The organism is Streptomyces sp. NPDC059743 (genome assembly GCF_042732975.1).
Lineage (GTDB): Bacteria > Actinomycetota > Actinomycetes > Streptomycetales > Streptomycetaceae > Streptomyces.
In genome coordinates this window covers 47648-73731 of sequence record NZ_JBHWGS010000029.1, presented here as the reverse complement: position 1 = coordinate 73731, position 26084 = coordinate 47648, and the positions used below count along the sequence as shown (strand labels likewise).

The following is a 26084-nucleotide window of genomic DNA, read 5'->3' as shown; positions in this document are numbered from 1 at the left end:
GGCACCTGGTCAGCGCACGCTCAACGCCTCGCCAGGCGCTCGTCTGCCTGGTCGCGGAGAGCTCGTAGGGCGATCGGCTCCTGTCCGTGAAGGACCTCGGTACGGGCGTTGTGGGCGGCCGGCCACAGGCTCGCCGCCCAGGCGAGCCGCCGCTCCTCGCCCGTGAACGACCGTCCTCGCGTCTCCTGGTAAGCGTCCAGGAAAGCCGCCGAGCTCTCCACCGGTACGAGCGTGGGGTGCTCGGCGCTGGCGAACGCACCGGACGCGGCCCCCGCGATCGCCGCCTCCGGCAGCCACGCCAGGCTGTCCCAGTCGTGCACCGCGTACGGCTCCTCCGCCTGCTCGTCCTGCCACCGCACGTTCTGCGTCTCCCAGTCGGCGTGGCCGACCGTGCGGGGCAGTGCGGCGGCGCGGGCCAGCCGGGTGCGCACGCGTACGGCGGTCTCCTCAAGATCCGGCGGAAGGGCGGTCAGTCCGGCTCGGGCGTCGTGCCAGTCGTACGCGGGCCAGGAGCCGGGGCCGTCGTGGTCCCAGCGGACCCACACCGGGTTCGGCAACGGCGGCCGGACCGGCACCTCCCGGGCTCCGGTCACCAGAGCGGCGAGCAGTACGGCGAACTTCCGCGCGGTCTCCGGGCCGTCGCCGCGCACCATGTCACCGCCCGGACGCCACTGCTCGGCATGCACGGCCCGGCCGTCCACGAGGGCCACCTCGGTGAGCGGCCGAGGACAGGGATAGCCGCTGTCGGCCAGCGCCCGCTGCACCGCTACGCACGCCCGCGCGCGGCCCGCCTCGTCGGGCCGCGCCTTGATGACGACACGGCGGCCGTCGTCGAGCCGTACCGCCACCACCTCGGACGTCTGCGCGACGGAGAACAACCGCTCGACGGGCCTGGCCCCCAGCGCACGGACACACCACGCGACGATCGGCGCCGACAGCCCGCCAGGCTCTGGGTCGTGCCCTGCATTGTGTCCTGCACCGTGTTCCTCCATGCGCCAAGCGTGCCAAGCCTGGAGAGCGAGGGCGAGACGTCCGGCCGGAACAGCGTCGCAGACGGGCGCGGCAGGCCGGCTGAGGTGCCGTGCGATGCTGGGGCGGTGACACCAGAGGACCTCGTCAGGCTGCGGCGGGCGCGGGACACCATGGACCGCGACTACGCGCGGCCTCTCGACGTCCCCGCGCTGGCGCGCGGCGCCCTCATGTCGACCGGCCACTTCTCCCGCAGCTTCCGCGCCGCCTTCGGCGAGACGCCGTACAGCTATCTCATGACCCGCCGTATCGAACGGGCCAAGGCCCTGCTCCGACGAGGCGATCTCACCGTCACGGAGGTCTGCTTCGCGGTCGGGTGTTCCTCGCTGGGCTCGTTCAGCTCACGGTTCACCGAATTGGTCGGCGAGAGCCCCAGCGCGTACCGGGCCCGCAGCCATGAGCACGGGGCCCGTATCCCGGCGTGCTTCGCCATGATCCTCACGAGGCCGGTCAGGAACGGAGACAGGAATGGGGAAGCGGAACCCGCCGTCGGCTCGTAGCGTGACCGGCATGGACATCACGCTCTCCCACTGCTTTCTCGCAGTTCACGACCATGACAAGGCGCTCGCGTTCTACCGTGACGTGCTCGGGCTGAACGTACGCAGCGACATCTCGTTCGAGGGAATGCGCTGGGTCACGGTCAGCCCGCCGTCGCAGCCGGAGGTCGAGATCGTCCTCGAACCGCCGACCGCGAGTCCGAACGCCTCGAAGGCCGATCAGCAGGCGCTCACGGATCTGATGGCCAAGGGCCTGCTGAGCCGGGCGGTCTTCGCGACCTCCGACTGCGACGCCACGTTCGAACACATCCGGGCCTCGGGCGCCGAGGTGATCCAGGAGCCGATCGACCAGCCGTACGGCGTACGCGACTGTGCCTTCCGCGACCCGTCGGGCAATCTGCTGCGCTTCAGCCAGCCGAGCAAGAGCAGGTCCAAGGGCAAGGGCCAGAGCCAGTAGTCCTCCTCCGTGAGCCGCCACAAGCCGCCAGCCGTCGCAGCCCTTACGGCCCGGACGTCGCCCTCTGCCGCCGAGGTCCCTGAAGCCCGAGCCAGTCCCGGTAGTGCGTAGTGGCCAGCTCGGCGCCCTCCGGTGCGATCAGTACATCCCCGGTGACCGTGGCGAACATGCCCGCCCGGTCGTCGGTGACCACATGGCGCCCGTCGGGACGCGCCTCCAAGGTGATCCGCCCCAGCTCGTCCAGAGGGAAGACGTCCGGGCCGGCGACATCGCGGATGCCTCGCAGCGGAGTGCCGGAGGCGGCCCTCGCGACCGCCGCCGCGACATCGGAAGCGGCCATCGGCTGTACGAGGGTGGCGGGCAGCCGGACGGTGTCACCCTCGGTCGTCCAGGACAGAACCGCCTCCACGAACTCGAAGAACTGCGTGGCGCGCACGATCGAGTACGGCGTCGACGCGCTCCGGAGGACGTTCTCCTGCGCGACCTTGGCCCGGTAGTAGTCGAGCTGCGGCACCTGGTCCACACCGACGATCGAAAGAATCACCTGGTGGCGGACACCGGCCTTCTCCGCCGCGACCGCGACATTGCCCGTCGACGTCTCGAAGAAGGCGACGGAGGACTGGTCGAAGGCGGGCGAGTTCGTCAGATTGACCACCACGTCGGCGCCGTCGAGAACCTGGTCCAGGCCCTTGCCGCTGATCACGTCGACGCCTGTGGACTTGGAGGCGGGTACGACCTCGTGGCCGGCCGCCGTCAACCGCTCGACCACCTGTGAACCGATCAGGCCGCGTCCCCCCAGGACTGTGCACTTCATGGCTCACCCTTCGCCGAGGCATTGCCGAGGCTCAAGCACTTGTCGTCTCCGACCACCGTAAGTCTCACCGGAACCGTGCGCCCTCGGGCTCCCGCCACCCGAGGACGGTTGACCTCAACCGCACTTGACGTTCGAGACTCGCCGTACGACACCAGGAGTACCGCAAGCGGAAGGCGTGATCGGAATGCGTGTGGCGCAGGTGACCGCTTACGGCGGTCCTGAGGTACTTGTGACAGCCGTGGCCCCGGACCCGGTGGCGGGTCCCGGCGAGGTGGTGATCGCCGTCTCCGCGGTCGACACCCTCTTCGTGGAGACACAGATCCGGACCGGATGGGGACGCGAGTTCTTCTCGGTGCGGCCTCCCTACGTCGTCGGCAGCGGTGTCGCGGGTACGGTACGGGCGGTCGGCGACGGCGTGGCCGGCGCGTGGCTCGGCCGCCCGGTCGTGGCCGCGCTCGGCGAGAGCGGCGGCGCGGCGGAACTGGCGGTGGCGCCGGTCGACGCGCTCGTACCCGTACCGGACGGAGTCCCGGCGACCACCGCCGCCGCGCTGCTCCACGACGGCGTCACCGCGCTCGCGCTCATGACGACCACCGGGATCGGCGCTGGCGAACGTGTACTGATCACCGGCGCGTCGGGCGGTATGGGCACGCTGCTGGTGCAACTCGCCAAGGCCCGGGGCGCGTACGTCGTCGGCGTCGCGCGCGGCGACCATAAGACCGCTCTCGTACGGGAGTTGGGCGCGGACGCCGTGATCGACGGCGCCAACAGGGAGTGGCCCGCCCACGCCCGCGAGACGCTCGGCCCGGCGGGCGCCGATGTGGTGCTGGACGGCGTGGGCGGCGAAGTCGGCCTGGCAGCCTACGAGTTGACGGCCAAGGGCGGCCGATTCTCGGCGCACGGCGCCCCGACGGGCGGCTTCGCGCCGGTGGACGCACAGCAGGCGGCGGACCGTGGGATCACACTGCTGGGCATCGCGGACGTGCAGCTCTCCGGCAAGGAGCGGGTACGGCTGGCGACAGAGGCGTTGGAGGAAGCGGCGGCGGGCCGGCTGCGTCCGGTGATCGGCGGAACGTTCCCACTGGAGCAGGCGGCGGAAGCCCACAGAACGATCGAGGCCCGCAGCCTGCTGGGAAAGGCCCTGCTGACGGTCTGACACATGACGGGAGCGAGGCGGGTGGCCGGGACCGGCGGTACAGACCAGGCCGGACGAGCCGACCTGGCCGACAGGCCCGTCGGGGCCTGCCGGTGGGCTCGGCGCCCTGGATCGCGTCGGCGTGGTGTGCCGGGATACTGGCGGTGGCACTCGGGCTCTCGGGCGTACTGTTCAAGGCGCGTACGGCCTGACCTCAGGGCCCGTACGACCTGAACAACCGTCTGTGCCTCAGAAGACGTCCGGGCACCAAGGCCGCCTCGGCGTACGGAACAGCCTCTCCGCCACCGCCGCCGCGCCCGGCCGCTCCTCGCTCACCGCGCCCAGCGCCACCAGCCGCAGCACGGACTCGTCGCCCAGATACAGCGCGCCCAACTCCCGTACGTCCAGCACGAGATCGGGCGACTCCGTGGTCGGCGCACAGGTGGCGCCGGCCGGTGAGGCATCCAGCCGGAACCGGCCGCCCGCCAGCTCCGCCCTGTCGTGGATGTCCAGCACGACCGTGCCCGGGACGGCGTACGTACGGGCCTCCAGCGCCCGTACGGCGTCGAGGATCCGGACCCACAGGAAGTCGGCCTGGGTCACGATCCGTGCCGCGCGCGGATCGGGCAGGAACTGTGGCAGCAGATCGTCCAGGGCGCGGTGTCCCGTCCTGACCGTGGTGATCCAGTCGATCGAGCAGACGAACTGCCACAGGGCACGCTCGGCGCGCGGCGTCACCGCGATCAGATTCCGTACGGACGCGGTGTTCATCGGCTGCTTGCCGTCGCCCCACTCGTCGTCGGAGGCGTAGACGGCCAGGCCCTCGACCTCACCGGCGGCGGAGCGGTAGACGGCGTAGAAGGGCTCGGTCCATGGGTGGCTGCTGGGCGCCTCGCCCGTGTTGAGCTGCCACCAGTGCTCGTCGCGGTCCGTCGCGCCGTGCTGGCTCAGCCGGAAGCGTTCGTACAGCTCGGGACCGATCTTCCGTACGTCGGCGCCGTCCGTCAGATCGATCCTGCCGCCGTCGACCGGGCCCGACCAGCGCGGATCGAGGCCGGTACGCGGCACGTCGATCGCCCACTCGGCGACACCGGCGGCGGGCCCGAAGCCGTACCGTCCGTAGATCGGGTACTCGGCGGAGATCAGCGTGGCGACGGCGTCGCCGCGCTCCTTCGCCGCCGTCAGATCGGCGGCCATCATCCGGCCGAGCAGCCCGCGCCTGCGGTGCGTGGGCGAGACACTCACATTGGTGACGGCGTCGGCGGGCAGCACGGCGCCGCCGACGACCGTCAGCTCCTGTGCGAAGGACCGGAAGGTCGCGACGCAGCGCCCTTGGTCGAAGGCACCGCGTGTACGGTTCAGATCGCTCCGGGCGAGCCGTCCCGCCATCACCTCGTCCGCGCCGCCCGGCGGCCTCAGGAACCCGGTGTTCAGGGTTCGGTGCCAGTCGGGGAACTCGGATTCGGTGACGGTACGGACCTCAAGGCTCATGATCCGCACGCTAAGCGGTACGGGCGGCCCGGCGCATCCAGATTTTCACGGTCGCTCTGAACGTCGCGCGGTCAGAAGGTCGCACGGTCAGAACACCGCGCGGACCTCGCCGACCTCCGCGCCGCCGCCCAGCAGTGGTGCCCGGCCGATACGTCCGACCACCTCGGCCTCCACGCCCAGCAGTTCGAGCGCACGCGCCAGCACGGGACCCAGCGCCCGGATCCCGCCGTCGTCGATCTTGAACGCCAGCGCCCGGCCGTCCGCCAGCGCCACCGCCTGGACCGCCTCCGCGCCCATCTTGGAGAGCGTGCCCGGCACTTCTCTCATCAACCAGGTGTCCGAACGGTGTGTGCCCGCCACATACTCCGGGTGGGCGCGCATCGCGTCCGCCACCCGCCGCTCCGCCGTGCCCGGCACGGCCAGTACGAAGTGGCGGAAGGCGCGGGCCAGTCCGGTCAGGCTGATCGCCATCAGCGGCGCACCGCAGCCGTCCGTACCGACCGCCGGAACCGGCTCCTCCGCCGTCTCCTCGATCACCGTACGGACCAGCCGCTGGAGCGGATGGTCCGGCTCCAGATAACCGTCCTTGGACCAGCCGTTCAGGGCGGAGACCGCCAGCATCGCCGCATGCTTGCCCGAGCAGTTCATCAGGATCCGCTCACGCACTCCGCCGGCCGCGAGATGCGCCTCCGCCGCGATCCGGTCCAGCGGCAGATCCGGCGGTGTCCGCAGATCGTCCTCCGTCAGCCCGTGCTCGGCGAGCATCACGCGGACGAGGTCGAGATGGAACGTCTCGCCCGAGTGGCTCGCCGCCGCCAGCGCCAGCCGCTCCCCGGACAGATCGAGACCGGCCCGCAGTACGGCGGCGGCCTGCATCGGCTTGTTGCTGGAGCGCGGGAAGACCGGTGCGCCGGGATCGCCGAGCGCCAGCTCCACCCGCCCGTCCGCGCCGAGCAGCACGAGCGATCCACGGTGCCGGCCCTCGGTGAAGCCGGACCGTACGACCTCGGCGAGAACGGGCGGGACGGGCGGGACAGCCGTGGCGGTGGCCGCAAATGTAACCGCAGATGTGGGTGTGGCCGTCGCGGATACGGCCGGAGGTATGGCCGGCGGCGGTACGGCGGGAGTGCTGGATGTCATCGTCGGCCTTCCGGGACAGGGCGGCGGCCCGCTCGGAAAAGCCGACGGCGGATCGGGCTGCCGTCGGCGGTCTCGGTGAGCGGGTCCTCGTCGGGTGAGGAGGTCTTCCTCAGGGATCCTCAGGGTTCCTCAGGATTCGGGAGAGGTGTCTTCGTCAGGTGAGCAGGTCGTCCACCTGCGCTTCTCCCTCACGGTACCTGCGCGCGATTTCCGCACTGCATTCGTTCGCCGTCCGTTGCAGCTTCTGACGGCGGCGCGAGAGCTGCTGTTCGTTACGGATCAGTCGGCCCATCGCGGAGTGCAGCTCCTCGTCCGTACGGGCCTCCAGATCCGACAGCTCCACCTCCGCCAGCGTCTCCGCGGCCAGCGCGCGGTACTCCTCGCTGCGCGGCACGGAGAGCGTGACATGACGGGCGGAGGTGCGGTGCCGCGAAGGTGCGTCGGTGAGGATCTCGGAGAGCCGGTCGAGCAGCGGCGTCTCGGGCGCGCTACGGCGGGCCAGCTCGGCCCGCAGGATGTCGATACGTCCCTGGAGGAGCCTGCGCAGATAGCTGAGGTCGGCCTCGTCGCGCTGCGAGTCCCGGCGCAGCGCGCGCAGCTCGGGCAGCCGGAGCGCGGTGAAGTCGTACGGCCGCGGCTCGGGCAGCGAGCCCTCGCCGTCGCCCGCGCCGACGCCCGGAGCAGGAACGACGACGGGCCCGCTGCCCGTCGCACTGCCCGTCGCGCCGCCCGTCCCACCGGTCGTTCCAGCGCCCGTTCCCGTGCCCGTTCCAGTGCCCGTCCCACTGGTCGTGCAGGTCGTGCAGGCCGTCGGTACGGGACCGGGCGGCTGCCCGGCACCAGGTGTGGTCATCGCGCGTACTTCCCCTCACTCCGCTGGGGAGAACCCTTGGCCCTCGTTCCGCTGGGAACCCCCCAATCCCTGGACCGGCGCGCGAACCGACGCACCGCCTTGGGCATCGTGCCACTCCTGCCAGGGCACATGCGGGCACTCCGCACCCGTTCGGCCCCCGATAGGTTGGCCCGTATGCGTGCGGTGGTGCAGAGAGTCGACGGCGCGAGCGTCGACGTGGTGACGGAGTCCGGGACCGATACCGTCGGCGGCTTCACGGGCGAGGGCCTGTGTGTGCTGGTGGGAGTGACCCATGAGGACACGAAGGAACAGGCGGAACGGCTCGCCAGGAAGCTCTGGTCGATACGGCTGCTGGAGGGCGAGAGATCCTGCTCGGAAGCGGACGCTCCGCTGCTGGTCATCTCGCAGTTCACCCTCTATGGGGACGCCCGCAAGGGACGCCGTCCGACCTGGAACGCCGCAGCGCCGGGCCCGGTCGCCGAACCGCTGGTCGACGCGGTGGTGGCGGGCCTGCGGGCGCTGGGCGCGCGCGTGGAGACGGGCCGCTTCGGAGCGGACATGCGGGTCTCGCTGACGAACCACGGCCCGTTCACGGTGGTCCTGGACATATGAGTCCAGCACATGTGTTTTCCGCATATGTGATGGCGCCCGATGTGACACCGGCACATGGATGTGCTAAAGGACCAGGGCCCCGGAACCAAGGCCCGTGTGGTCGGCCTGGACGGCCCGGAGGGCCCGACCGGGCGTCGGCCCGACCGGGCCCGGCTCAGGCCTCCACGACCGCTTCCTGCGCCGCCGCCGTATCGCCCGCCATCAGCTCCGCGTCCACCGGCACATTCCGCTTGACCAGGGCCAGCGCGATCGGTCCCAGCTCGTGGTGGCGCGCCGAGGTGGTGATGAAACCGAGCTGGCGTCCCTCGGCACCGTCGGCCGCAAGCCGCACCGGCGTACCGTGCCCGGGCAGATGGACCTCGCTGCCGTCCAGATGCAGAAAGACCAGTCGGCGCGGCGGCTTCCCGAGGTTCTCGACGCGCGCCACGGTCTCCTGGCCTCGGTAGCAGCCCTTGTGGAGATGGACCGCGCTGCCGATCCAGCCCAGCTCGTGCGGAATGGTCCGGTGGTCGGTCTCGAAGCCGAGGCGCGGCCGGTGGCCCTCGATCCGCAGCGCCTCGTACGCGAGGATCCCGGCAGGCGGTCCGTACGACGCGGCGTACGACTCCAGATCGGCCCTGGGCAGGAAGAGATCCCGGCCGTAGGACGTCTCCCGTACGACCACGCCCTCCGGCGGCTCCGCGATCGAGCCGGCCGGGAGATGGACGACCGCGATGTCGTCCGTACGGTCGGCGACCTCGACCCGGTAGAAGAACTTCATCGACTCCAGGTACGCGATCAGCGCTCCCTGCGTACCGGGCTCGACATGCGCCCAGACCGTCTCGCCGTCGTCCACGAGATACAGCGCGTGCTCGATATGGCCGTGCGCCGACAGGATCAGCGCCTCCGTGGCCAGGCCGGCGGGCAGCTCGCTCACATGCTGGGTGAGCAGCAGATGCAGCCAGCTCAGCCGGTCGTCGCCGGTCACGGTCACGACTCCGCGGTGGGAGAGATCGACCAGACCGGTGCCGTCGGCGAGGGCACGCTGTTCACGGAACAGATCGCCGTAGTGCGCGGCGACACCTTCGTCCTGTCCTTCGGCGGGGACGGCTCCGGGCAGGAACAGCAGAGGGCTCTTCATGTCTATCAGCGTACGACTCGGCCCGACTTGGCCGCAGTGCGCCTACGGATCGCGGAGTGCCCGTACATCGGGAGCGCCTACGCATCGCCCTTCGCCGCGTGCGCGGAGCACGCCCGGCAGCGGCCGAAGATCGCGAAGTGCTTCATGTCCGTCGTGAAGTCGTACGTCTCGCTCAGCTTGGCGGTGAACTCCGCCGCGACCTCGACATCCGCCTCGATCACTTCCGTACAGTCCCGGCAGACCATATGGATGTGGTGGTGGCGGTCGGCCAGGTGGTACGTCGGAGAGCCGTGCCCGAGATGGGTGTGGGAGACCAGACCCAGCTCTTCCAGCAGCTCAAGCGTCCGGTAGACGGTCGAGATATTCACTCCGGAGGCGGTCTTGCGCACCTCGGAGAGGATGTCGTCCGGAGTCGCGTGTTCGAGGGTGTCGACGGCTTCGAGAACAAGCTGACGCTGAGGCGTCAGCCGGTAGCCACGCTGCCGCAGGTCGCTCTTCCAGTCGATGCTCACCACGCACCCAGTGTAGGCAGGGGCGCGGGCGATCGCGGGCTACTTGGCAATCGCGCTTGACGACCGCGGGCTACTTGAAAAAGGCGATGCCGTCGTCCGGGAGGTCGCCGAGGTCCTTGGCCCATGCCTCGACCTGGTCCGGACTCACGACCTTCCGCAGATGCGCCGACATGTACGGGCGCAGCGGGATCTCGGGGGTGGACTTCTCGCCCACCCACATGAGGTCGCCCTTGACATAGCCGTAGAGCCGCTTGCCGCCGCTGTACGGCCCGGAGGCCGCCGTACGGGCCACCGCGTCGGTGACCAGGTCGATCTGCGGCTTCTGGTCGGCCAGCTCGCCGTACCAGACCTCCACGACGCCCTGGTCGCGCACCATCACGGCCTCGACCTTGCGTTCCTTGTCGATCCGCCAGAAGCCGGCCTCGGACTCGATCGGCCTGATCTTCTTGCCCTCGGCGTCCAGCGCCCAGGTGTGCGAGACGTACTCGATGAAGTCCCTGCCGTCGTGGCTGAAGGTGACTTCCTGGCCGAAGTTGGCCTTCTCGTCGCCGGGGAAGTCGAAGACGCCGACGCCCTCCCAGTTCCCGAGGAGGAAGACGAGAGGAACAAGGTCCGGGTGCAGGTCGGACGGGATCTCGATCATGAGCAGCTCAGTCGATCTGTAGAGGTGAGGCGGTGACGATGCCGCCGTTGGGGTGCGGCGAGTGACTAGCGCTGGCCCTGGTACAGCTTCTTCACGGTCAGACCGGCGAAGGCGAGCGTGCCGACACAGACGAGGATCAGCAGGGAAGTGAAGAAGGCCTCAAGCACGGGGTGCTCCTCGGATGCGCGGTGGTGTGCCGTACGGGCAGGGCTGGGGCCGGTGGGGCCGGGCCCCAGCCTAATGGGTGGTGGCCCGGCCCTCTCAGTGAGGTGCTGCCCGCTCAGCCGAGGAGCTGATTCTGGAGCATCACGGTCTGGTTGAACGGTACGGCGGCGGCGCCGCCCTTCTTCTCGTGGACGATCAGCGCGAGGGTGTCACCCGCGAGGACATACGCCTGGCGCACCTGCGTGGGACCGTAGGGCTTGGGTTCCGCGTACACCTTGGACAGGGTGTTCGGCACTATGTCGTCCTCGGTCCAGCCCTCGTCCAGCTCGGTCTCCGGCGCGGCGGCCAGCGGGACACCGGCCGTCAGTCCGTCGCCGATCTCCGTGGCTTCGTACGTCAGCGCGAACGCGACCGACTGGAAGCGGAGCAGATAGACACGCGAGGTGGTGCCGTCCGGCATGGTCCAGCCACGGGCCGCGATATGCCGTACGGCGTAGTCGCGCAGGGTGGTCCTCAGCTCCGCGCGTTCCTCCGGGGCGTACTCGGAGAGGTACCGCTCGACGCCCACCCAGCCGCCGGTGAGCTTCTTGTCGGCGGTGGCCCCGGCCGGAGCGGGCAGCAGCAGTTCGCGCAGATCGGCGTGGTGGATCTCCGCCTTGTTCGCGTCGGTGTAGGGACGCGGAGCGCCGGCGGGAAGGGCGGGCAGGGCAAGGCGCGGATACTCCCACCGGCCGTCGTCGCGGGTGGCGAGCCCGGGTACGTCGGTACGGTCCATGCCGCTGATGCCGAACGCGGCACCGGTGCCGAGCCCGGCGAAGACGACCACGGCGGCGGCCCAGCGCCCAACGGCCCTCAGCACGCGCCGCGACGACCGTCCCGCCTGCACCACGGGCGGCTGCGTGGGCATCGGCGGGATGGCGGCGGCAGCGGCGATGACGGGCTCGCTCGCGGACGCCGACTCCGGCCCGGGGCCGGCCTCCGTAACGAGTCCGGCCTCGGTTCCGGCCTCCACGTCGGGTGTAGGCGTCGGCTTCGGCGATGACGTGATCTGCTCGGTCATACGTACTTCCCCGGGGATGCGATGTGGCCGAGCTGATCCTTCGTCAGTTCGGCGACGGCTGACGAGTCGAACGGCTCTGTGCCCAGCGCGACGACATCGACGGCCAGCTCGCCGTCGTACGCCACGCACTCCATCGCCGTGAGCCCGGAGTCCTTGTCCGGGGCCAGGAAGCATCTGGCCTCCTTGTGGCCCTCGACCGCCGGTCCCTTGCGGGCACCGGGCCGGTCCGACTTGGTCTCGTACCAGCGGTGGACGGCCGCGCGGTCCGTCATCCGCATCAGAAACACCTGGACGACAAGGTCATGGGAGAACGCGCTGTAGGAGCGCGCGGCCATGCCCTTGACGCCCATCTTGTCGATCTCCTTGTTCAGCGCCCTGCGAAACTCCGCGGGAAGCCCTTCGCCGACGGACTTGAACATCGCCTCCGCCTCTTTGGCGGTCAGGGACACATCGTTGCCGTGCTCCGCTATATCCGGACCGAGGCGGTAGTCCTCGGGGACGGGAAGCAGCTTCCGGCTGAGATCGGTGTCCGTACGCCCATCGGCGAAATGCTCGGCCGGGTCCGGATTCGGGTGTGGCTCGTTGTCCGGCTCCCGCCACAGCGCGGTGCGCGCGGTCCTGTCGGCTCCGTCGACGGTGGTCTTGATGAACGCGGTACCGCCGCCGATCGCGCCGAGGACGAGAACGGCGGGCAGTACGGTCCCGAGGCGCAGCCACGCGCGGCGGCGCGGTGCCGGGGCAGGAGACGCAAGGGCCGCCGACTCCGGTGCCGGGGAAGCGCCCTCCGTGGCTTCGGTGGCCTCGGTGGTGGCCAGGTCGTCGTTCACAGGCGCTCCAACTGCCGCTCGGCCAGCGTCCGGATGTCCTTCTTGCTGATCGGCTCGGTGTCGTAGATGTGGATGTCGAGCATCACATCGCCTCGCTGGGCGAGGGCACGGGCGTGGTACTGCGGCAGATACCCGGCCTCCCGCTCGACGTCGTAGATGTAGTAACGGCCGTTGGAACTGCCCTTGAGAGGATCGCCCGGGTTGCCCGCCTCGCGGGGCATGTAGGCCTGCCGCCCTTCGGTGTGGTAGGTAACGCTCAGGGACCAGTCGGCCCGGAACTGCACAAGGCGGATATTTGTCACGCGGTACTCGCCCTGCTCCCAGGAGGAGTACGCGGCCCGGCGAAAACCTTTGCCCACCAGATCCTCGAACATGTAGTCCGGCGCCTCGAACTCACGGGCGTACTCGTCGACCGAGAGCCACCCGTCCCTGGCCCGGAGCGCGAGATTGTCTCTCGCGCCGGCGGGCCGCTTGAGCAGCAGCTTGCGCAGATCGCCGTCGGTCCTGACCTGGCTGTCCTCCTCGGCGGACAGCGGCTCCGGCTCCTTCCCCTTGGGAAGGGACTTGGCGGGATACGCCAGACCTGGCTGGGCGAGCATCGGCAGCGGCGTCGGCGCGCGGTCGGCCTGGACGGCGTATCCGGTGGCGGTCCCGGCGACGATGCCCAGCACCGCGGCGGCGGCGATCAGCAGAGCTGTACGGCCACGCCTGCGCGGCGGCCGGCCGGGCACCGGCTGAGACTCGGGCCGCGGCTGAGACTCCGGCAAGGACTGCGGCGGCGGCTCCGGGGCCGCGGGCGTCGCCGGAGCTGGCTGAGATTCCAAGGAGAGTCCCCCCACGAGACTTCACAGAAGCAAGATCACAGAACAAACCTGAAGCACGGATTCCGTAACCCGCGCACAGACCTGACCACCGAGTGGACAAGGTGGTTGTACCTGGGCGGATTACAGTTCGGCATATGCATTCCGCGAAGAAGCTCGTGATCAAAGTGACCGCCGGCGCCGATGCCCCGGAGCGCTGTTCCCAGGCCTTCACGGTGGCGGCGGTGGCCGTGGCCAGCGGCGTGGAGGTCTCGCTGTGGCTGACGGGCGAGTCCGCGTGGTTCGCGCTGCCGGGCCGGGCGGCCGAGTTCGAACTGCCGCACTCCGCGCCGCTGCCGGATCTCATCGAGTCGATCCAGGCCGGTGGACAGATCACTCTCTGCACACAGTGCGCGGCCCGGCGCGACATCGCGGAGAAGGATGTGATCGAGGGCGTACGGATCGCCGGCGCGCAGGTCTTCGTCAGCGAGATCATGCCGGACGGCGTCCAGGCGCTCGTCTACTGACGCGAGGAGTTACCGGCGGGCGGCCCAAGACCGAAGCACCGGCCCGCAGCGCATCCGGCCGTACTCGTACCCTCGGCGGGCGCCGCTCCTTCGCCGCGTCCCGTCCCGCCCCGTTCGCTTCACTGCCCGCTCGCCGGGCTACTTTCTGCTGTCCCGCTTCTGCGGCGGCTTCTTGCCGTCCAGCTCGTCCCACCACTCATCGGACTGAGGATCGCCGGTCGGATCGTCCCACCAGCGGTCGTCCTTGCCGCGTGCGTTGCCCACCATGGCCGCGATCGGTGGAATGACCATGGCGACGATGCACAGGGCGACAGCGGCCGGAACCGACCAGAATCGTACGAAAGTCCAGGCGGAGACGAAGAGGATCAGGCATCCGCCCATCAACAGGAAGTACCGACGACGGCGTCGCGTGTACATGTCTCCAGCGTACGACCGAAACCGCCGCAGGGACCCGGCCGAGCGGGCCCGGACCGTACGTACGTGGCGCACCCGAACGCGCGAAGGGCCGCACCCCGTCAGGTGATGCGGCCCTTCACCACGGCCCTGCGTTCAGGGCCCAGGACTCAGGACGATTGCGGAACTCAGACCGCGATCGCGACCTCCGAGAGGCCTCCGGTCTGCGCGACGACCGTACGGTCCGCCGTGGCGCCGGGAACCAGCGCGCGCACGGTCCAGGTGCCCTCGGCGGCGTAGAAGCGGAACTGACCGGTCGCCGAGGTCGGAACCTCCGCGGTGAACTCACCGGTCGAGTCCAGCAGGCGCACATAACCGGTGACGGGCTCGCCGTCACGGGTCACGGAACCCTGGATGGTGGTCTCGCCGGGCTTGATCGTCGAAGCGTCGGGGCCGCCGGCCTGTGCTCCACACATACTGTTCAGTCCTCCAGGTCGGGGCGTGATTACTTGTTGGCGCCGAGCTCGATCGGCACACCGACGAGCGAGCCGTACTCGGTCCACGAGCCGTCGTAGTTCTTGACGTTCTCGACACCGAGCAGCTCGTGCAGCACGAACCAGGTCAGCGCGGAACGCTCACCGATACGGCAGTAGGCGATGGTGTCCTTCGCCAGATCCACCTGCTCCTCGGCGTACAGCTCCTTGAGCTCGTCGTCCGACTTGAAGGTGCCGTCGTCGTTGGCGTTCTTGGACCACGGGATGTTACGGGCGGACGGGATGTGGCCCGGACGCTGCGACTGCTCCTGCGGGAGGTGCGCCGGCGCGAGCAGCTTGCCGCTGAACTCGTCGGGCGACCGCACGTCGACCAGGTTCTGCGTGCCGATCGCGGCGACGGCGTCGTCACGGAAGGCGCGGATCGCGGTGTTCTGGGGCTTCGCCTCGTACGTGGTCTCCGCGCGCTCCGGAACGGCCTCGACCAGGTCGCGGGAGTCCAGCTCCCACTTCTTGCGGCCACCGTCGAGGAGCTTGACGGAGTCATGGCCGTACAGCTTGAAGTACCAGTACGCGTAGGACGCGAACCAGTTGTTGTTACCGCCGTAGAGCACGACCGTGTCGTCGTTGGCGATGCCCTTGGCCGACAGGAGCTTCTCGAAGCCCTCCTGGTCGACAAAATCACGGCGGACCGGGTCCTGGAGGTCCTTCTTCCAGTCGATCCTGACGGCGTTCTTGATGTGGTTCTTGTCGTAGGCCGAGGTGTCCTCGTCGACCTCGACGATGACCACCTTCGGGTCGTCGATGTGGGCCTCGACCCAGTCGGCGTCTACCAGGACGTCGCTGCGGCTCATGCTGTTCTCCTCCGGGGCAGTGTGCGGCGGGGTCATGCGTGATGCGGGTGGCTTCCGGGCATGGCACGCATGGGACGGAAGCCGGCGTACGGCGCGGGGCCGGCCCTGAGATACTCGAAGGGCCAGGGAAAAACGGGACGCGGAAGTCCCGCTCAGACAGCGCGACAGAGCATGGCGGCGACGCGGCACAGGTCAACTGCCCGCCGCTTCGTGAAGTCCGCCTGCTGCCTCATACGTCCGATCGTAGGGACGTTCCGCCGGACATGTCACCGGTGTGTCACATCGTGAGACACGATCATCCACGAAGTGAGACAAGTGTTCAGCTCGCGCGCTTCCCGCCGTCCCGCCCGGCACTTCCGCCCGTCGGCCATCTGAGGAGCGGACACCGCCGTCTCACCATCCGGCCATGCGGCCGGGCAGGGCCCGCTGTCCGGTCGGACGGGCCCGACGCGCCCCGGTCGGTCGGACCTAGCCCGCGAGTGAGACGTCCGTGCCCGTGCCGGAGAACTGGAGGCCGCTCTCCGAGGCGGTGACCTGGTCCAGCTTGATGGTGGACGGCAGTCCGTCGATCTTGAGGTCGTAGTTGACCACGTCCCGTACCTGCTCGTTCAGGCCCGGCACCGGCAGCTCGGGCAGGGCCTCGGCGCGCAGCCGGACCGTGTCGCCGCCTTCCAGCGACACCGTGCTGTACACGGTGACCGTACGGTCGTCCAGCAGCGCCCGCACCGAGGACGGCATATCGATGCCCGCGCCGTCCAGCACGTCCGCCAGCCGTCCCGAGACCTTGACCTGGCCCTTGGCGGCCCGGTCGGCGCCCGCGTAACCGACCGTCGCGCCCTTCGGCGCCGACTTCGCGAGATCCGCGTACGAGATCTGCGCCGAGCCGCTGGCCTGGGCGGCCGTCGCGGAGGAGAAGCTGCTGTCGATCTTGACGTTCTTGAGCTCGGCGCTGACCTCGGTCACCTGGACCTGATGGCCGTCGGCGGTGGCGTTGACACCGTCGAGGCTGATGTCGACCTCGTCCAGCGAGGAGCCCACGACCTGGGTGAGGAACGGGAAGCCCTTGATGGAGACCTGAGGCTGGGAGCTGAGCCCCTGGCTCGACCTGATCTTGTCGGCGACCTGGCCCTCGGCGAAGTACACCGCGGCACGGTCCGCGGCGACGAACAGTCCGCCGAAGACCACGACAAGGATCAGCAGTATTCGCAGTGCGCGCATTCTTCGGTGTCCCCCACCCTGTTAGGTGCGTGTGCCCAGGTGTCTTGTCATGCGTGTCCTGATCATGCGCCGGTCGGGCGCTGACCATTGACCGTCATGATCATCTTTGATCGGTTTCGATCGCTCTGGCTTGCCTCTTGCCTGACGACCGTGTGAGCGTAACGGTTCCCGGATATCGGCCCTGATGCGCGGGCGCCGGGCTGATGCGCGGGCGCGGGCGGTCAGCCCAGCACGCGGCCCAGCAGATAGACGGCCGGTGCGGCAGCCGTCAGCGGCAGGGCGACTCCGGCCGTCATATGGACGAAACGGGACGGATAGTCATAGCTCGCGGCCCGCAGTCCGACCAGCGCGCAGATCCCGGCCCCGAGTCCCAGCAGCGCGCCCGCGCCGCCCAGGTCCGTCATTCCGCCGACCACGAGCCCGGCGACCGTCGCGACCAGCAGGGCCACCACCACGGACGCGATCCCGGGCAGTGGCAGCGCGCGCGCCACGGTCGCCACGGCGACCGCCACTCCGCCCACGACCACGGCGTCCGGCAGAGCCGCGAGATGTCCGGTGGCGATGATGGTGAGCGCGGCCGAGGCGATGGTGGCCATCAGGCCCTCCATCCGCTCGTCGGCGCCCGCGCGGCTGCGCAGTTGCAGCACGACCGTGAGCAGCACCCACACACCGAGCGTGCCGATGATCGCGGACACGGCGTACTCGTCGTCCACGGCGAGCAGCGCGACATCGGCGGTGAGCCCGCCGAGGAAGGCGAGCGCGATGCCCTGTCTGGCCGGCCACATGCCGTTCAGCCGGAACCAGCCCGCCGCGGTGACCGCCTGGAGCAGCACCAGCGGGACGAGCAGCGCGTACGGTCCGATCGCCGCGCCTCCGGCCAGCAGCAGGCCGAGTACGGCGGTCAGCCCGGCCGGCTGCATGCCCGGCGGGATGATCGGCGACCGGCCCTCGGCGCGGGCGCGCTGGGCGTCGGTGATCCGGGCGTTGCCCATGGTGGTGGGCGCGCTGTAGCCGTCGACGGCGGCCGGTTCGTGGGTGGGGCCGGACGCGGGACCAGACGCAGGACCGGTCGGCGCGGGTCCCTGAGGCGCGTTCTGGAACGCGTACGAAGCCGGACCGGGCGCCGCGCCGGGCGTCGGGCCTGACATCGGTACCTCCGGCGGCAGCGGATAGGCGCCCTGCGCGCCCGGCACGCTCTGCGCACCTTGCGTGCCCTGCGCACCTTGCACCGGCAGATAAGCGGTCTCGGCGGCGGCCTGGTGCGGCTGCTGATACGGCTGGTACGGCTGAGGCTGCTGGTCCTGTTGCCCGTACTGCCCGTACTGGGACTGCTGCCACTGGAGGCGCGGCTGGTACTGCGTGTCCCAGGTCTGGCCCTCCCAGGTCTGCGCGGCGCCCGCGTCCTGTTGAGGCTCCTGGTACGCGGGCTGCTGCTGAGATTGCTGGGACTGCTGAGGCTGTAGCGGGTTGCCGTACTGGTCGTACTGGACGTGGCCCTGGCCACCGTTCCCCTGACCGTACGGATACTGCTGATCGTTGCTCATATTCTGCGGTTCACCCTCCTGCGAACGGCGGGAGCACCTCGACCGTGCCGCCCTCGGCAAGCCGTACGGTCTCATGGCCCCGCGTCCCCACGGGGTCACCGTCGACGAGGAACGAACACCTCTGGAGTACACGCGTCAGCTCGCCGGGGTGCCTCGACCGCACGGCGTCGAGCGCGTCGGCCAGGTTGTCGGCCGTATACGATTCCTCGGCGACTCCGGCGGCGGCCTTGGCCGCGGCCCAGTAGCGGATCGTGCCCGCTGCCATAGCGGCACTCCTTTCGTCGGCCTCCATGATGGCCGACGCCCAAGGCAGTTCCGGGTCCGGGCCTCCGCAACCGGACGGCAACCGGGCCACTACGGGACCACTACGCCGCCATATGCGCGCCCCATCGCCGTCCCTCGGTAGTACCAGCGCGCGGGAGCGCTTACGGAGACAACCGCGTCGGTCCGCGCATCCGTGCGCCCCCTGTGCAACGCGGCATGTCTCAGCACCACGGAACCGCCCGTCGAGAATCCCGCCGCCACCCGCCAATTCCCGGGCGAAACCCGCCGTACACGGCTCGTACACCGACTCGATGGAGACCCCGTCCACGGTCCTGAGCACCGCGCGCCGGGTGCCGGCCGCAGTAGATGAATCAGATGATCTGCGGGATTGACCAGATCACGCGGTACACATGTGGGTTATTCTGCTGCGAAGAGGATCCGGGCAACGTAGCCCCCGGGTCCTTTTGTGTTTCCGGTCCGTTGTTACAGACAGATGACACAGCGGTACCGGGCAGTACCAAGCGGTAGTACTGAGCAGTGCGGTGCGCGAGCACCGCGCTACGGCACTACCGAGCAGTGCCGCATACGTCCTCGCAGGGACCGAGGAGGAACCGACGTAATGGGCAAGCAAACAACGTACGACCACAGTCCGACCGAGCCGGCCGGACCAGCCGCAGGGCCGGCGGCCGGGCCGACGACCGCACCGGCCGCCGCTCCGACCACCGGACCGACCTGGGCAGGTGAGCGGCGATGAGCTCTCTGCTGCTCCTGACCAACGCGCTCCAGCCCTCGACGGAGGTGCTGCCGGCACTCGGGCTCCTGCTTCACAATGTGCGGGTCGCTCCGGCCGAAGGGCCCGCGCTTGTCGACACTCCTGGTGCCGACGTCATCCTGATCGACGGCCGGCGCGACCTTCCGCAGGTCAGGTCGCTCTGCCAGCTTCTGCGCTCCACCGGACCCGGCTGCCCGCTGATCCTCGTCGTGACCGAGGGCGGGCTCGCCGCCGTCACGGCGGACTGGGGAATTGACGATGTACTGCTCGACACGGCGGGTCCGGCCGAGGTCGAGGCGCGGCTGAGGCTCGCGATGGGCCGCCAGCAGATCTCGTCGGACGACTCGCCGATGGAGATCCGCAACGGCGATCTGTCGGTGGACGAGGCCACGTACAGCGCGAAGCTCAAGGGCCGGGTCCTGGACCTGACCTTCAAGGAGTTCGAGCTGCTCAAGTACCTCGCGCAGCACCCCGGCCGCGTCTTCACCCGCGCCCAGCTCCTCCAGGAGGTCTGGGGCTACGACTACTTCGGCGGTACGCGCACGGTCGACGTACATGTACGGCGACTGCGCGCCAAGCTCGGCCCGGAGCACGAGTCCCTGATCGGGACCGTACGGAACGTGGGCTACCGCTTCGTCACACCGGAGAAGGTCGAGCGGGCCGCCGAGGAGGCCAAGGCGAGGGCGACAGCTCCCGAATCCTCCCGTGACGAGCCGCGCGACCCCACTCGTGGCGACCTCCGTAACGGCCTTCACCACGACTCTCGCGCCGAGCCGCGGCACGAGAACGCGGAGGAGCGTGAGCGTACGGTTTCGGCCACCGAGCAGGCGCCGGTGCAGGAACCTGCCGTACGGCCTGCCAAGCGGTAGGTCACCCCGCGTAGACTGCCGCGCGTGGCCAAGGTGACGCGGGACGATGTGGCAAGACTGGCGGGGACGTCGACCGCGGTCGTCAGCTACGTCATCAACAACGGACCCCGGCCGGTCGCCCCGGCCACGCGCGAGCGGGTGGTCGCCGCGATCCAAGAGCTGGGCTACCGCCCCGACCGGGTCGCCCAGGCCATGGCCTCGCGGCGGACCGACTTGATAGGGATGGTCGTGCCGGACGCCCGGCAGCCCTTCTTCGCGGAGATGGCGCACGCGGTGGAACAGGCCGCGGCCGAGCGCGGGAAGATGGTGCTGGTCGGCAATTCCGACTACCGCGACGAGCGTGAGGTCCACTATCTGCGGGCCTTCCTCGGGATGCGGGTGTCCGGGCTGATCCTGGTCAGCCAGGGCCCGAGCGAGCGCGCCGCCGCCGAGATCGAGGCCTGGGACGCGCGGGTGGTGCTGCTGCACGAGCGGCCCGAGGGCATTGACGACGTGGCGGTCGTCACGGACGACATCGGCGGCGCCCAGCTCGCCACCCGCCATCTGCTGGAGCACGGCTACGAGTACGTGGCGTGTCTCGGCGGCGTCGAGTCCACACCGGTCGTCGGCGACCCGGTGACCGACCACGTCGAGGGCTGGCGGCGGGCGATGCTGGAGTCCGGCCGGTCGGTGGAGGGACGCCTCTTCAAGGCTCCGTACAACCGTTACGACGCCTATGTGGTCGCGCTGGAGCTGCTCTCCGGCCCGGAGAGACCTCCGGCGATCTTCTGCGCCACGGACGACCAGGCCATCGGTGTGCTGCGGGCCGCGCGCGAGCTGCGGCTCGATGTCCCGGGCGAGCTGGCGGTGGCGGGCTTCGACGATGTGAAGGAAGCGGCGCTCACCGATCCGCCGCTGACGACGGTCTCCTCGGACCGGCCGGCGATGGCGCGGGCGGCGGTGGATCTGGTGCTGGACGACGGGCTGCGGGTGGCCGGGTCGCGGCGGGAACGGGTGAAGCAGTTCCCGTCGGCGCTGATCGTGCGGCGTTCCTGCGGCTGCGACTAGGGACGCCCGTTCGGGCGCCTGTTCAACCGCTGCCCACCCTGTTTATATGGGGCATACACGGTTTTGTTGGGCTTCTCAGGACGTCCTCAGCCGCTTCTCATCTCGCGCGCCGACAGTCGATTCCATGACCGACTACTACCGCAGCAGCGGCGACGCAGACAGCACGCAGCAGCAGCCCTCCGTAGGGTCCTCAGGGTCTTCCGCGGGGGTCCAGGGCCCGGCGTATCCGCCACCGCCCGCGTACGGTCCCACCGCACCGCCCGCCCACCACCGGGGCCGGGCCAAGGCGCCGGTCGCGGTCCTCGCGGCCGTGGCGATCGCCGCCGCGATCATCGGCGGCGGCACGGCGACCCTGGTCGGACGGTACTCCGGCGGCGGTACGAGCAGCGGTGAGACGATCGTGAGCGGGACCACCGTCTCGCAGAGCAGCAAGGGCACGGTCGCCGGTGTCGCCCAGGCCGTGTCGCCCACGATCGTGGAGATCACCGCCAGCTCGAACTCCGGGCAGTCCACCGGCTCCGGCGTGATCATCACATCCGATGGCGAGATCATCACCAACAACCATGTCATCTCCGGCGCCTCGACGGTGAAGGTCCAGCTCAGCGACGGCAAGACGTACAACGCCCAGGTCGTGGGCACCGACGCCGACAAGGACCTCGCGCTCATCAAGCTGGACGGCGCGAGCGGCCTCAAGACGGCCGCGCTCGGCAACTCCGACCAGGTACGGGTGGGCGACGAGGTCGTGGCGATCGGCTCGCCCGAGGGCCTGACCGGCACGGTCACCAGCGGCATCATCTCGGCGCTCAACCGCGATGTCACCGTCGCCAAGGACCAGGGCCAGGATCAGGGCCAAGGGCAGGGACAGCAGTGGGGCGGCGGGAACTGGCCGTTCGAGTTCGGCGGCCAGCAGTTCAACGGCGACACCGGGTCCTCGAAGACCACGTACAAGGCGCTCCAGACCGACGCCTCGCTCAACCCGGGCAACTCCGGTGGCGCGCTGATCAATATGAACGGCGAGATCATCGGCATCAACTCGGCGATGTACGCACCGAGTTCGTCCTCGGTCGACGGCAGTTCGGGCGCCGGGAGCGTGGGCCTGGGCTTCGCCATCCCGATCAATACGGTCAAGTCGGACCTCGCCGCGCTGCGCGACGGAGGAACGAACTGATCGGTTCCACCGGAACAGGAGCCACCATGCCAACCACGGAGAACACCGACACCGAGAACACCGACACCGAGAAGACCCGAAGCACGCACAACACTCAGAACACTCAGCACAACGTCACCCGCGCCCTGGCCGTCGGACCGGCCGATCTGGCCCTTCCGCTCGCCCTCGTCCATGATCTTGTCCAGGCCTCCGCACGCCGTGAGGAAGCGGCCGGGCAGGCGGACGCCACTCGTGGTGCGGCGCACGGCTCGGCTCGCGGCGAACGGGGTGACCGCAGGGAACGCGGTGACCGCGACCGTAAGAGGCGGGCGGCACGTAGGCGCACCGCGGCCGTGCGACGCTGATAGGAGCGGCAGAGCCGACAAGACGGCAAGACCGGCCCGACCGACGAGACCGACGAGACCGACGAGACCGACGAGGTAGAAGCGATATGAGTCCCGCCGAAGGCGATCCCCAGAGAATCCTGATCGTCGACGACGAACCCGCCGTACGCGAGGCCCTCCAGCGGAGCCTCGCGTTCGACGGGTACGGGACCGAGGTCGCCGTCGACGGTGTCGACGCCCTCGCCAAGGCCACCGCGTACGCACCGGACCTGATCGTCCTCGACATCCAGATGCCTCGTATGGACGGCCTGACCGCCGCCCGTCGGCTCCGGGCCGGCGGCTCGAAGGTGCCGATCCTGATGCTGACCGCCCGCGACACGGTCGGCGACCGCGTCACGGGACTGGACGCGGGCGCCGACGACTATCTGGTCAAGCCTTTCGAGCTGGACGAGCTGTTCGCCCGTATCCGCGCCCTGCTGCGCCGCAGCTCGTACGCGACGACGACCGGCGAGCTGCCCGGCAACGACGTGCTCGCCTTCGCCGATCTGCGGATGGACCTGACCACCCGCGAGGTCACGCGCGGCAGTCGGCGGGTGGAGCTGACGCGTACCGAATTCACGCTGATGGAGATGTTCCTGGCGCACCCGCGGCAGGTGCTCACCCGCGAGCAGATCCTGAAGGCCGTCTGGGGCTTCGACTTCGAGCCGAGTTCCAACTCGCTGGACGTGTACGTGATGTATCTGCGCCGCAAGACGGAGAGCGGCGGCGAACCGAGGCTGGTGCATACGGTGCGTGGTGTGGGATACGCGCTGCGTGCGGACAGTACGGGCGGCGGAACGGGCGGTGCGGGAAGCGGTACGGGAGCCACCACGGCGCCCGGCAGCTCGTCGGCCGGCGGCGGAAGCGGTGGCGCGGAGTGAGGGCTCTGGTCCGCCGGTTCCAGTCACTGCCGCTGCGCTCCCGGCTCGCGCTGCTGGTCGCCACGGCCGTCGCCGTCGCCGTCGCCGCGGTGGCCGTGACCTGCTGGCTGCTCACCCGTACGCAGTTGCCGAGCGAGCTGGACACCTCCCTGGAGAACACCTCCGCGCCGCCCAGCACCGTGCAGAACGCGCTGAACAACTGCAACAGCGGCCTCCCGCCCGAGACCACGAGCGGATCATCCGGCTTCGCCTATATCCAGGTGGTCCTGGCCGACGGCACGCGGTGCGTGGCCCCGGACTCGCAGGCGGTGAAGGTGCAACCGCAGGATCTCGCGGTCGCCGACGGCACCGAGCACACCTCCCTGCACGACAGCACCACCGACAGCGGCACCGAGGTCCGTGTCTTCACACAGCGCCTACGCTCCGGCAACGCGATCAGCGCTCCGATCGCCGTCTCCGTGGCGCGCCCTCTCACCGAGATCAACTCCGCCCTGAACCGGCTCGCCCTGCTGCTCACCGCCGTCGCCGGCATCGGTGTCGTCGGCGCGGGCGCGGCAGGCCTCTGGGTCGCCAGGGCGGGCCTGCGGCCGGTCGACGGGCTGACTCGCGCGGTCGAGCATGTGGCCCGTACGGAGGACCTGACCGTCCGTATCCCGGTCGAGGGCGAGGACGAGATCGCCCGGCTCTCCCGTTCCTTCAACTCGATGACCGCCGCCCTCGCGTCCTCCCGTGACCGGCAGTCCCAGCTCATCGCCGACGCCGGGCACGAACTGCGGACCCCGCTGACCTCGCTCCGTACGAACGTCGAACTGCTCGCCCGCAGCGAGGAGACCGGCCGCGCGATCCCGCCCGACGACCGCATGGCGCTGATGGCCTCCGTCAAGGCGCAGATGACCGAGCTGGCCTCCCTCATCGGCGACCTCCAGGAGCTCTCGCGCCCGGACGCGACCGATCCCGGCCCTCTCCAGGTCGTCGCGCTCCACGACATCGTGGAGAGCGCGCTGGAACGGGCCCGGCTGCGCGGCCCGGAGCTGACCATCACCGCGGATCTGCGCTCCTGGTACGTACGGGCCGAACCGGCCGCGCTCGAACGCGCGCTGGTGAACGTCCTCGACAACGCGGTGAAGTTCAGCCCGCCGGGCGGCTCGGTGGAGGTCGCCCTGAGCGAAGGCGGCGAACTGACCGTACGCGACCACGGTCCGGGCATCCCGGCCGACGAACTCCCGTACGTCTTCGAACGCTTCTGGCGCTCGCCGTCCGCCCGCGCCCTTCCCGGCTCGGGCCTCGGCCTGTCGATCGTCGCCCGTACGATCCACCAGACGGGCGGCGAGGTGGCCCTCCGCCACGCGGCGGGCGGCGGCACGGTAGCGGCCATCCGCATCCCGGGCGCGCCCACGCCGCCGCCGGAGACTCCGTGAGGGCGTGGGGACCCGGTTGGAGAAACCGCTGCTGGTGCGCTACTGGTTGTTGAGGACGGTGAAGTTGGCCGTCGAACCGGCGGCATCGTAGTACCGGAACGTGATGCGGCTCCCTTGGCCGCCCAGCTTGTTGGGCGAGGTGCTGTTCTCGTAGAAGTCCTTGTTGCAGACGACCGTCGAGCCCCGGTAGTACTCGCCGTAGCAGACGCCCTCGCGGTAGGTCTTCCAGGCGCCGGAGCTGTCCTTGAGCTGGTTGGTCCAGTAGACGCGAGGCGTTCCGTCGACGGTGTCGCCCGCGTACACCAGGAACCGGTCGCCGTAGCGCTCGAAGCATCCCCATCCGCTGTCGGGGCCGACGCCCAGACGGATGACGTCCCCGCAGCCCTCCTGTGTGGTGAGCGTGCCCCAGTCGTACTCGTAGTCCGCCGCCTGGGCGGAGGTGGCCACCGCGATCGGAGTGACCAGCGCGACGGCGGCCGTGAGCAGCGTGCTTCTCACCCAGTTGCGCCCGGAGCTCTGCTTGCTCGACTTGCTCTGCTTGCTCTTCTTGCTCTTCATGAAGGAGCCTCTCTCTCGTCTCGTACTACTCGTGTCTCGTCTCGTAGCGGTAGGTCAGGCGGCCCAGCTGCCGGTGGAGCGGGCGTCGGAGCGGAAGGAGAACACGAACAGGGCGCCGTCCCGGACGTTCGTCGCGATCGTGTTCCACTGGCCCGCGTAGGCGAGGGTGTAGTTCGCCTGGCAGTCCAGCCGGCCCTGGGTCTCGAAGCAGACCTTGATGTAGCGGTTGGTGTTGGGCTTGATGTTGATGTCCGCGCAGGCGGTCGAGGTGGAGAAGAGGCGGCCGGCCGGAAGGTCGACGTCTCCGGCGGCCTTGGTGTAGGGATTTGCGAAGTCGTAGCAGGACGCCGCCGCCACGGGCGCCTGGGCCTGAGCGGTCGGAGCGATGGCGAGCGCGCTCCCGACGAGCGCGGCCGAGAACAGGCCTGCGGTAAGACGACGTGTACGGATCCTCATGGTGTGCGGCCCCCAAGCACGGTGTGTGAGCCCGGATTCGGGCGGTGAGGGCAGGGTGCCCTTGACCGGTCACCACTGTGCCGGGCGGGCTTTGAGTAAACCTTGAG

General features: G+C 69.8%; 30 protein-coding genes and 1 pseudogene. 11 read left to right on the top strand and 20 right to left on the bottom strand.

Going from position 1 to position 26084, the window contains the following annotated elements; translation table 11 throughout:
- Positions 1 to 20 precede the first annotated feature (20 nt).
- Positions 21 to 992 (bottom strand): hypothetical protein, encoded by a 972-nt coding sequence (locus tag ACFV6H_RS36435; RefSeq protein ID WP_385551001.1) that lies wholly within the window; start codon positions 990 to 992, stop codon positions 21 to 23.
- Positions 993 to 1097: 105 nt separating this feature from the next.
- Between ACFV6H_RS36435 and ACFV6H_RS36430 the strand changes: the two genes are divergently transcribed.
- Entirely contained in the window at positions 1098 to 1529 is a 432-nt protein-coding gene (locus ACFV6H_RS36430; protein WP_384982944.1) for a helix-turn-helix transcriptional regulator, read from the top strand.
- Positions 1530 to 1539: 10 nt separating this feature from the next.
- Complete coding sequence (locus tag ACFV6H_RS36425; protein WP_384982947.1) at positions 1540 to 1983, top strand: VOC family protein; 444 nt, start codon at positions 1540 to 1542, stop codon at positions 1981 to 1983.
- A 43-nt stretch (positions 1984 to 2026) separates the two neighbouring features.
- Here ACFV6H_RS36425 and ACFV6H_RS36420 read toward each other — a convergent pair whose 3' ends face one another.
- Positions 2027 to 2797, bottom strand: a complete 771-nt coding sequence (locus ACFV6H_RS36420; protein WP_385550998.1) for an SDR family oxidoreductase — start codon at positions 2795 to 2797, stop codon at positions 2027 to 2029.
- Positions 2798 to 2981: 184 nt separating this feature from the next.
- Here ACFV6H_RS36420 and ACFV6H_RS36415 point away from each other — a divergent pair, with 184 nt between their 5' ends.
- A complete protein-coding gene (locus ACFV6H_RS36415; protein WP_385550996.1) occupies positions 2982 to 3953 on the top strand; it encodes a zinc-binding dehydrogenase in 972 nt (323 codons plus the stop codon).
- A 228-nt stretch (positions 3954 to 4181) separates the two neighbouring features.
- Here ACFV6H_RS36415 and ACFV6H_RS36410 read toward each other — a convergent pair whose 3' ends face one another.
- From ACFV6H_RS36410 to ACFV6H_RS36400, 3 genes are all read right to left on the bottom strand, one after another.
- Entirely contained in the window at positions 4182 to 5423 is a 1242-nt protein-coding gene (locus ACFV6H_RS36410; RefSeq protein WP_385550994.1) for a GNAT family N-acetyltransferase, read from the bottom strand.
- 87 nt (positions 5424 to 5510) lie between these two features.
- Entirely contained in the window at positions 5511 to 6563 is a 1053-nt protein-coding gene (locus ACFV6H_RS36405) for an asparaginase (RefSeq protein WP_385550992.1), read from the bottom strand.
- Between the two features lie 154 nt (positions 6564 to 6717).
- Positions 6718 to 7416 carry an ABC transporter substrate-binding protein gene (locus tag ACFV6H_RS36400; protein WP_385550990.1) on the bottom strand — a complete coding sequence of 233 codons (699 nt, stop codon included), beginning with the start codon at positions 7414 to 7416 and terminating at the stop codon, positions 6718 to 6720.
- A gap of 174 nt (positions 7417 to 7590) precedes the next feature.
- Between ACFV6H_RS36400 and dtd the strand changes: the two genes are divergently transcribed.
- Positions 7591 to 8028, top strand: coding sequence for a D-aminoacyl-tRNA deacylase (gene dtd / locus ACFV6H_RS36395; RefSeq protein ID WP_384791620.1), 438 nt, complete (start codon positions 7591 to 7593; stop codon positions 8026 to 8028).
- A 154-nt stretch (positions 8029 to 8182) separates the two neighbouring features.
- Here dtd and ACFV6H_RS36390 read toward each other — a convergent pair whose 3' ends face one another.
- The 6 genes from ACFV6H_RS36390 to ACFV6H_RS36365 form a co-directional block, all read right to left on the bottom strand.
- Positions 8183 to 9148, bottom strand: coding sequence for a YgfZ/GcvT domain-containing protein (locus ACFV6H_RS36390; protein WP_384982963.1), 966 nt, complete (start codon positions 9146 to 9148; stop codon positions 8183 to 8185).
- Positions 9149 to 9225: 77 nt separating this feature from the next.
- Positions 9226 to 9663, bottom strand: a complete 438-nt coding sequence (locus ACFV6H_RS36385; protein WP_385550987.1) for a Fur family transcriptional regulator — start codon at positions 9661 to 9663, stop codon at positions 9226 to 9228.
- Between the two features lie 67 nt (positions 9664 to 9730).
- Positions 9731 to 10303 carry an FABP family protein gene (locus ACFV6H_RS36380; RefSeq protein ID WP_093592411.1) on the bottom strand — a complete coding sequence of 191 codons (573 nt, stop codon included), beginning with the start codon at positions 10301 to 10303 and terminating at the stop codon, positions 9731 to 9733.
- Between the two features lie 280 nt (positions 10304 to 10583).
- A complete protein-coding gene (locus ACFV6H_RS36375) occupies positions 10584 to 11528 on the bottom strand; it encodes a hypothetical protein (protein ID WP_385550985.1) in 945 nt (314 codons plus the stop codon).
- Complete coding sequence (locus ACFV6H_RS36370; protein ID WP_385550983.1) at positions 11525 to 12355, bottom strand: hypothetical protein; 831 nt, start codon at positions 12353 to 12355, stop codon at positions 11525 to 11527. Before ACFV6H_RS36370 ends, ACFV6H_RS36375 begins: the two co-directional genes overlap by 4 nt.
- Positions 12352 to 13086 (bottom strand): hypothetical protein, encoded by a 735-nt coding sequence (locus ACFV6H_RS36365; protein WP_385550981.1) that lies wholly within the window; start codon positions 13084 to 13086, stop codon positions 12352 to 12354. Before ACFV6H_RS36365 ends, ACFV6H_RS36370 begins: the two co-directional genes overlap by 4 nt.
- 227 nt (positions 13087 to 13313) lie before the next feature.
- Here ACFV6H_RS36365 and ACFV6H_RS36360 point away from each other — a divergent pair, with 227 nt between their 5' ends.
- Entirely contained in the window at positions 13314 to 13682 is a 369-nt protein-coding gene (locus ACFV6H_RS36360; RefSeq protein ID WP_384791604.1) for a DsrE family protein, read from the top strand.
- Positions 13683 to 13820: 138 nt separating this feature from the next.
- On the opposite strand, the gene ACFV6H_RS36355 is transcribed toward ACFV6H_RS36360, so the two are convergent.
- From ACFV6H_RS36355 to ACFV6H_RS36325, 7 genes and pseudogenes are all read right to left on the bottom strand, one after another.
- Positions 13821 to 14099 (bottom strand): DUF3099 domain-containing protein, encoded by a 279-nt coding sequence (locus ACFV6H_RS36355; protein WP_093594875.1) that lies wholly within the window; start codon positions 14097 to 14099, stop codon positions 13821 to 13823.
- Positions 14100 to 14263: 164 nt separating this feature from the next.
- A complete protein-coding gene (locus ACFV6H_RS36350) occupies positions 14264 to 14551 on the bottom strand; it encodes a DUF1416 domain-containing protein (protein ID WP_093594878.1) in 288 nt (95 codons plus the stop codon).
- Positions 14552 to 14580: 29 nt separating this feature from the next.
- Positions 14581 to 15420, bottom strand: coding sequence for a sulfurtransferase (locus ACFV6H_RS36345; protein ID WP_093594881.1), 840 nt, complete (start codon positions 15418 to 15420; stop codon positions 14581 to 14583).
- 468 nt (positions 15421 to 15888) lie between these two features.
- Complete coding sequence (locus ACFV6H_RS36340; RefSeq protein ID WP_384791600.1) at positions 15889 to 16638, bottom strand: DUF2993 domain-containing protein; 750 nt, start codon at positions 16636 to 16638, stop codon at positions 15889 to 15891.
- A 221-nt stretch (positions 16639 to 16859) separates the two neighbouring features.
- Positions 16860 to 18182: a hypothetical protein gene (locus tag ACFV6H_RS36335; protein ID WP_385550977.1), complete on the bottom strand. Its 1323-nt coding sequence runs from the start codon at positions 18180 to 18182 to the stop codon at positions 16860 to 16862.
- A 10-nt stretch (positions 18183 to 18192) separates the two neighbouring features.
- Positions 18193 to 18447 carry a MoaD/ThiS family protein gene (locus tag ACFV6H_RS36330; RefSeq protein WP_093594889.1) on the bottom strand — a complete coding sequence of 85 codons (255 nt, stop codon included), beginning with the start codon at positions 18445 to 18447 and terminating at the stop codon, positions 18193 to 18195.
- A gap of 125 nt (positions 18448 to 18572) precedes the next feature.
- A pseudogene (locus ACFV6H_RS36325) lies at positions 18573 to 18707 on the bottom strand (alpha/beta hydrolase); the annotation flags it as partial.
- A 489-nt stretch (positions 18708 to 19196) separates the two neighbouring features.
- Between ACFV6H_RS36325 and ACFV6H_RS36320 the strand changes: the two are divergent.
- The 6 genes from ACFV6H_RS36320 (at position 19197) to ACFV6H_RS36295 (ending at position 24963) form a co-directional block, all read left to right on the top strand.
- Positions 19197 to 20087: a response regulator transcription factor gene (locus ACFV6H_RS36320; RefSeq protein ID WP_385550974.1), complete on the top strand. Its 891-nt coding sequence runs from the start codon at positions 19197 to 19199 to the stop codon at positions 20085 to 20087.
- 24 nt (positions 20088 to 20111) lie between these two features.
- Positions 20112 to 21134 carry a LacI family DNA-binding transcriptional regulator gene (locus tag ACFV6H_RS36315; RefSeq protein ID WP_093594895.1) on the top strand — a complete coding sequence of 341 codons (1023 nt, stop codon included), beginning with the start codon at positions 20112 to 20114 and terminating at the stop codon, positions 21132 to 21134.
- 124 nt (positions 21135 to 21258) lie between these two features.
- Positions 21259 to 22302 (top strand): S1C family serine protease, encoded by a 1044-nt coding sequence (locus ACFV6H_RS36310; RefSeq protein WP_385550972.1) that lies wholly within the window; start codon positions 21259 to 21261, stop codon positions 22300 to 22302.
- A 26-nt stretch (positions 22303 to 22328) separates the two neighbouring features.
- Positions 22329 to 22646, top strand: a complete 318-nt coding sequence (locus ACFV6H_RS36305; protein WP_385550970.1) for a hypothetical protein — start codon at positions 22329 to 22331, stop codon at positions 22644 to 22646.
- Positions 22647 to 22732: 86 nt separating this feature from the next.
- Positions 22733 to 23545 carry a response regulator transcription factor gene (locus tag ACFV6H_RS36300; RefSeq protein WP_385550968.1) on the top strand — a complete coding sequence of 271 codons (813 nt, stop codon included), beginning with the start codon at positions 22733 to 22735 and terminating at the stop codon, positions 23543 to 23545.
- Entirely contained in the window at positions 23542 to 24963 is a 1422-nt protein-coding gene (locus ACFV6H_RS36295; RefSeq protein ID WP_385550966.1) for a sensor histidine kinase, read from the top strand. Before ACFV6H_RS36300 ends, ACFV6H_RS36295 begins: the two co-directional genes overlap by 4 nt.
- Positions 24964 to 25002: 39 nt before the next feature.
- Here ACFV6H_RS36295 and ACFV6H_RS36290 read toward each other — a convergent pair whose 3' ends face one another.
- Both ACFV6H_RS36290 and ACFV6H_RS36285 read right to left on the bottom strand, forming a co-directional pair.
- On the bottom strand, positions 25003 to 25521 hold the full coding sequence (locus ACFV6H_RS36290) for a hypothetical protein (RefSeq protein ID WP_385550964.1): 519 nt from the start codon (positions 25519 to 25521) through the stop codon (positions 25003 to 25005).
- 54 nt (positions 25522 to 25575) lie between these two features.
- On the bottom strand, positions 25576 to 25977 hold the full coding sequence (locus tag ACFV6H_RS36285; protein WP_385550962.1) for a hypothetical protein: 402 nt from the start codon (positions 25975 to 25977) through the stop codon (positions 25576 to 25578).
- Positions 25978 to 26084: the final 107 nt, after the last annotated feature.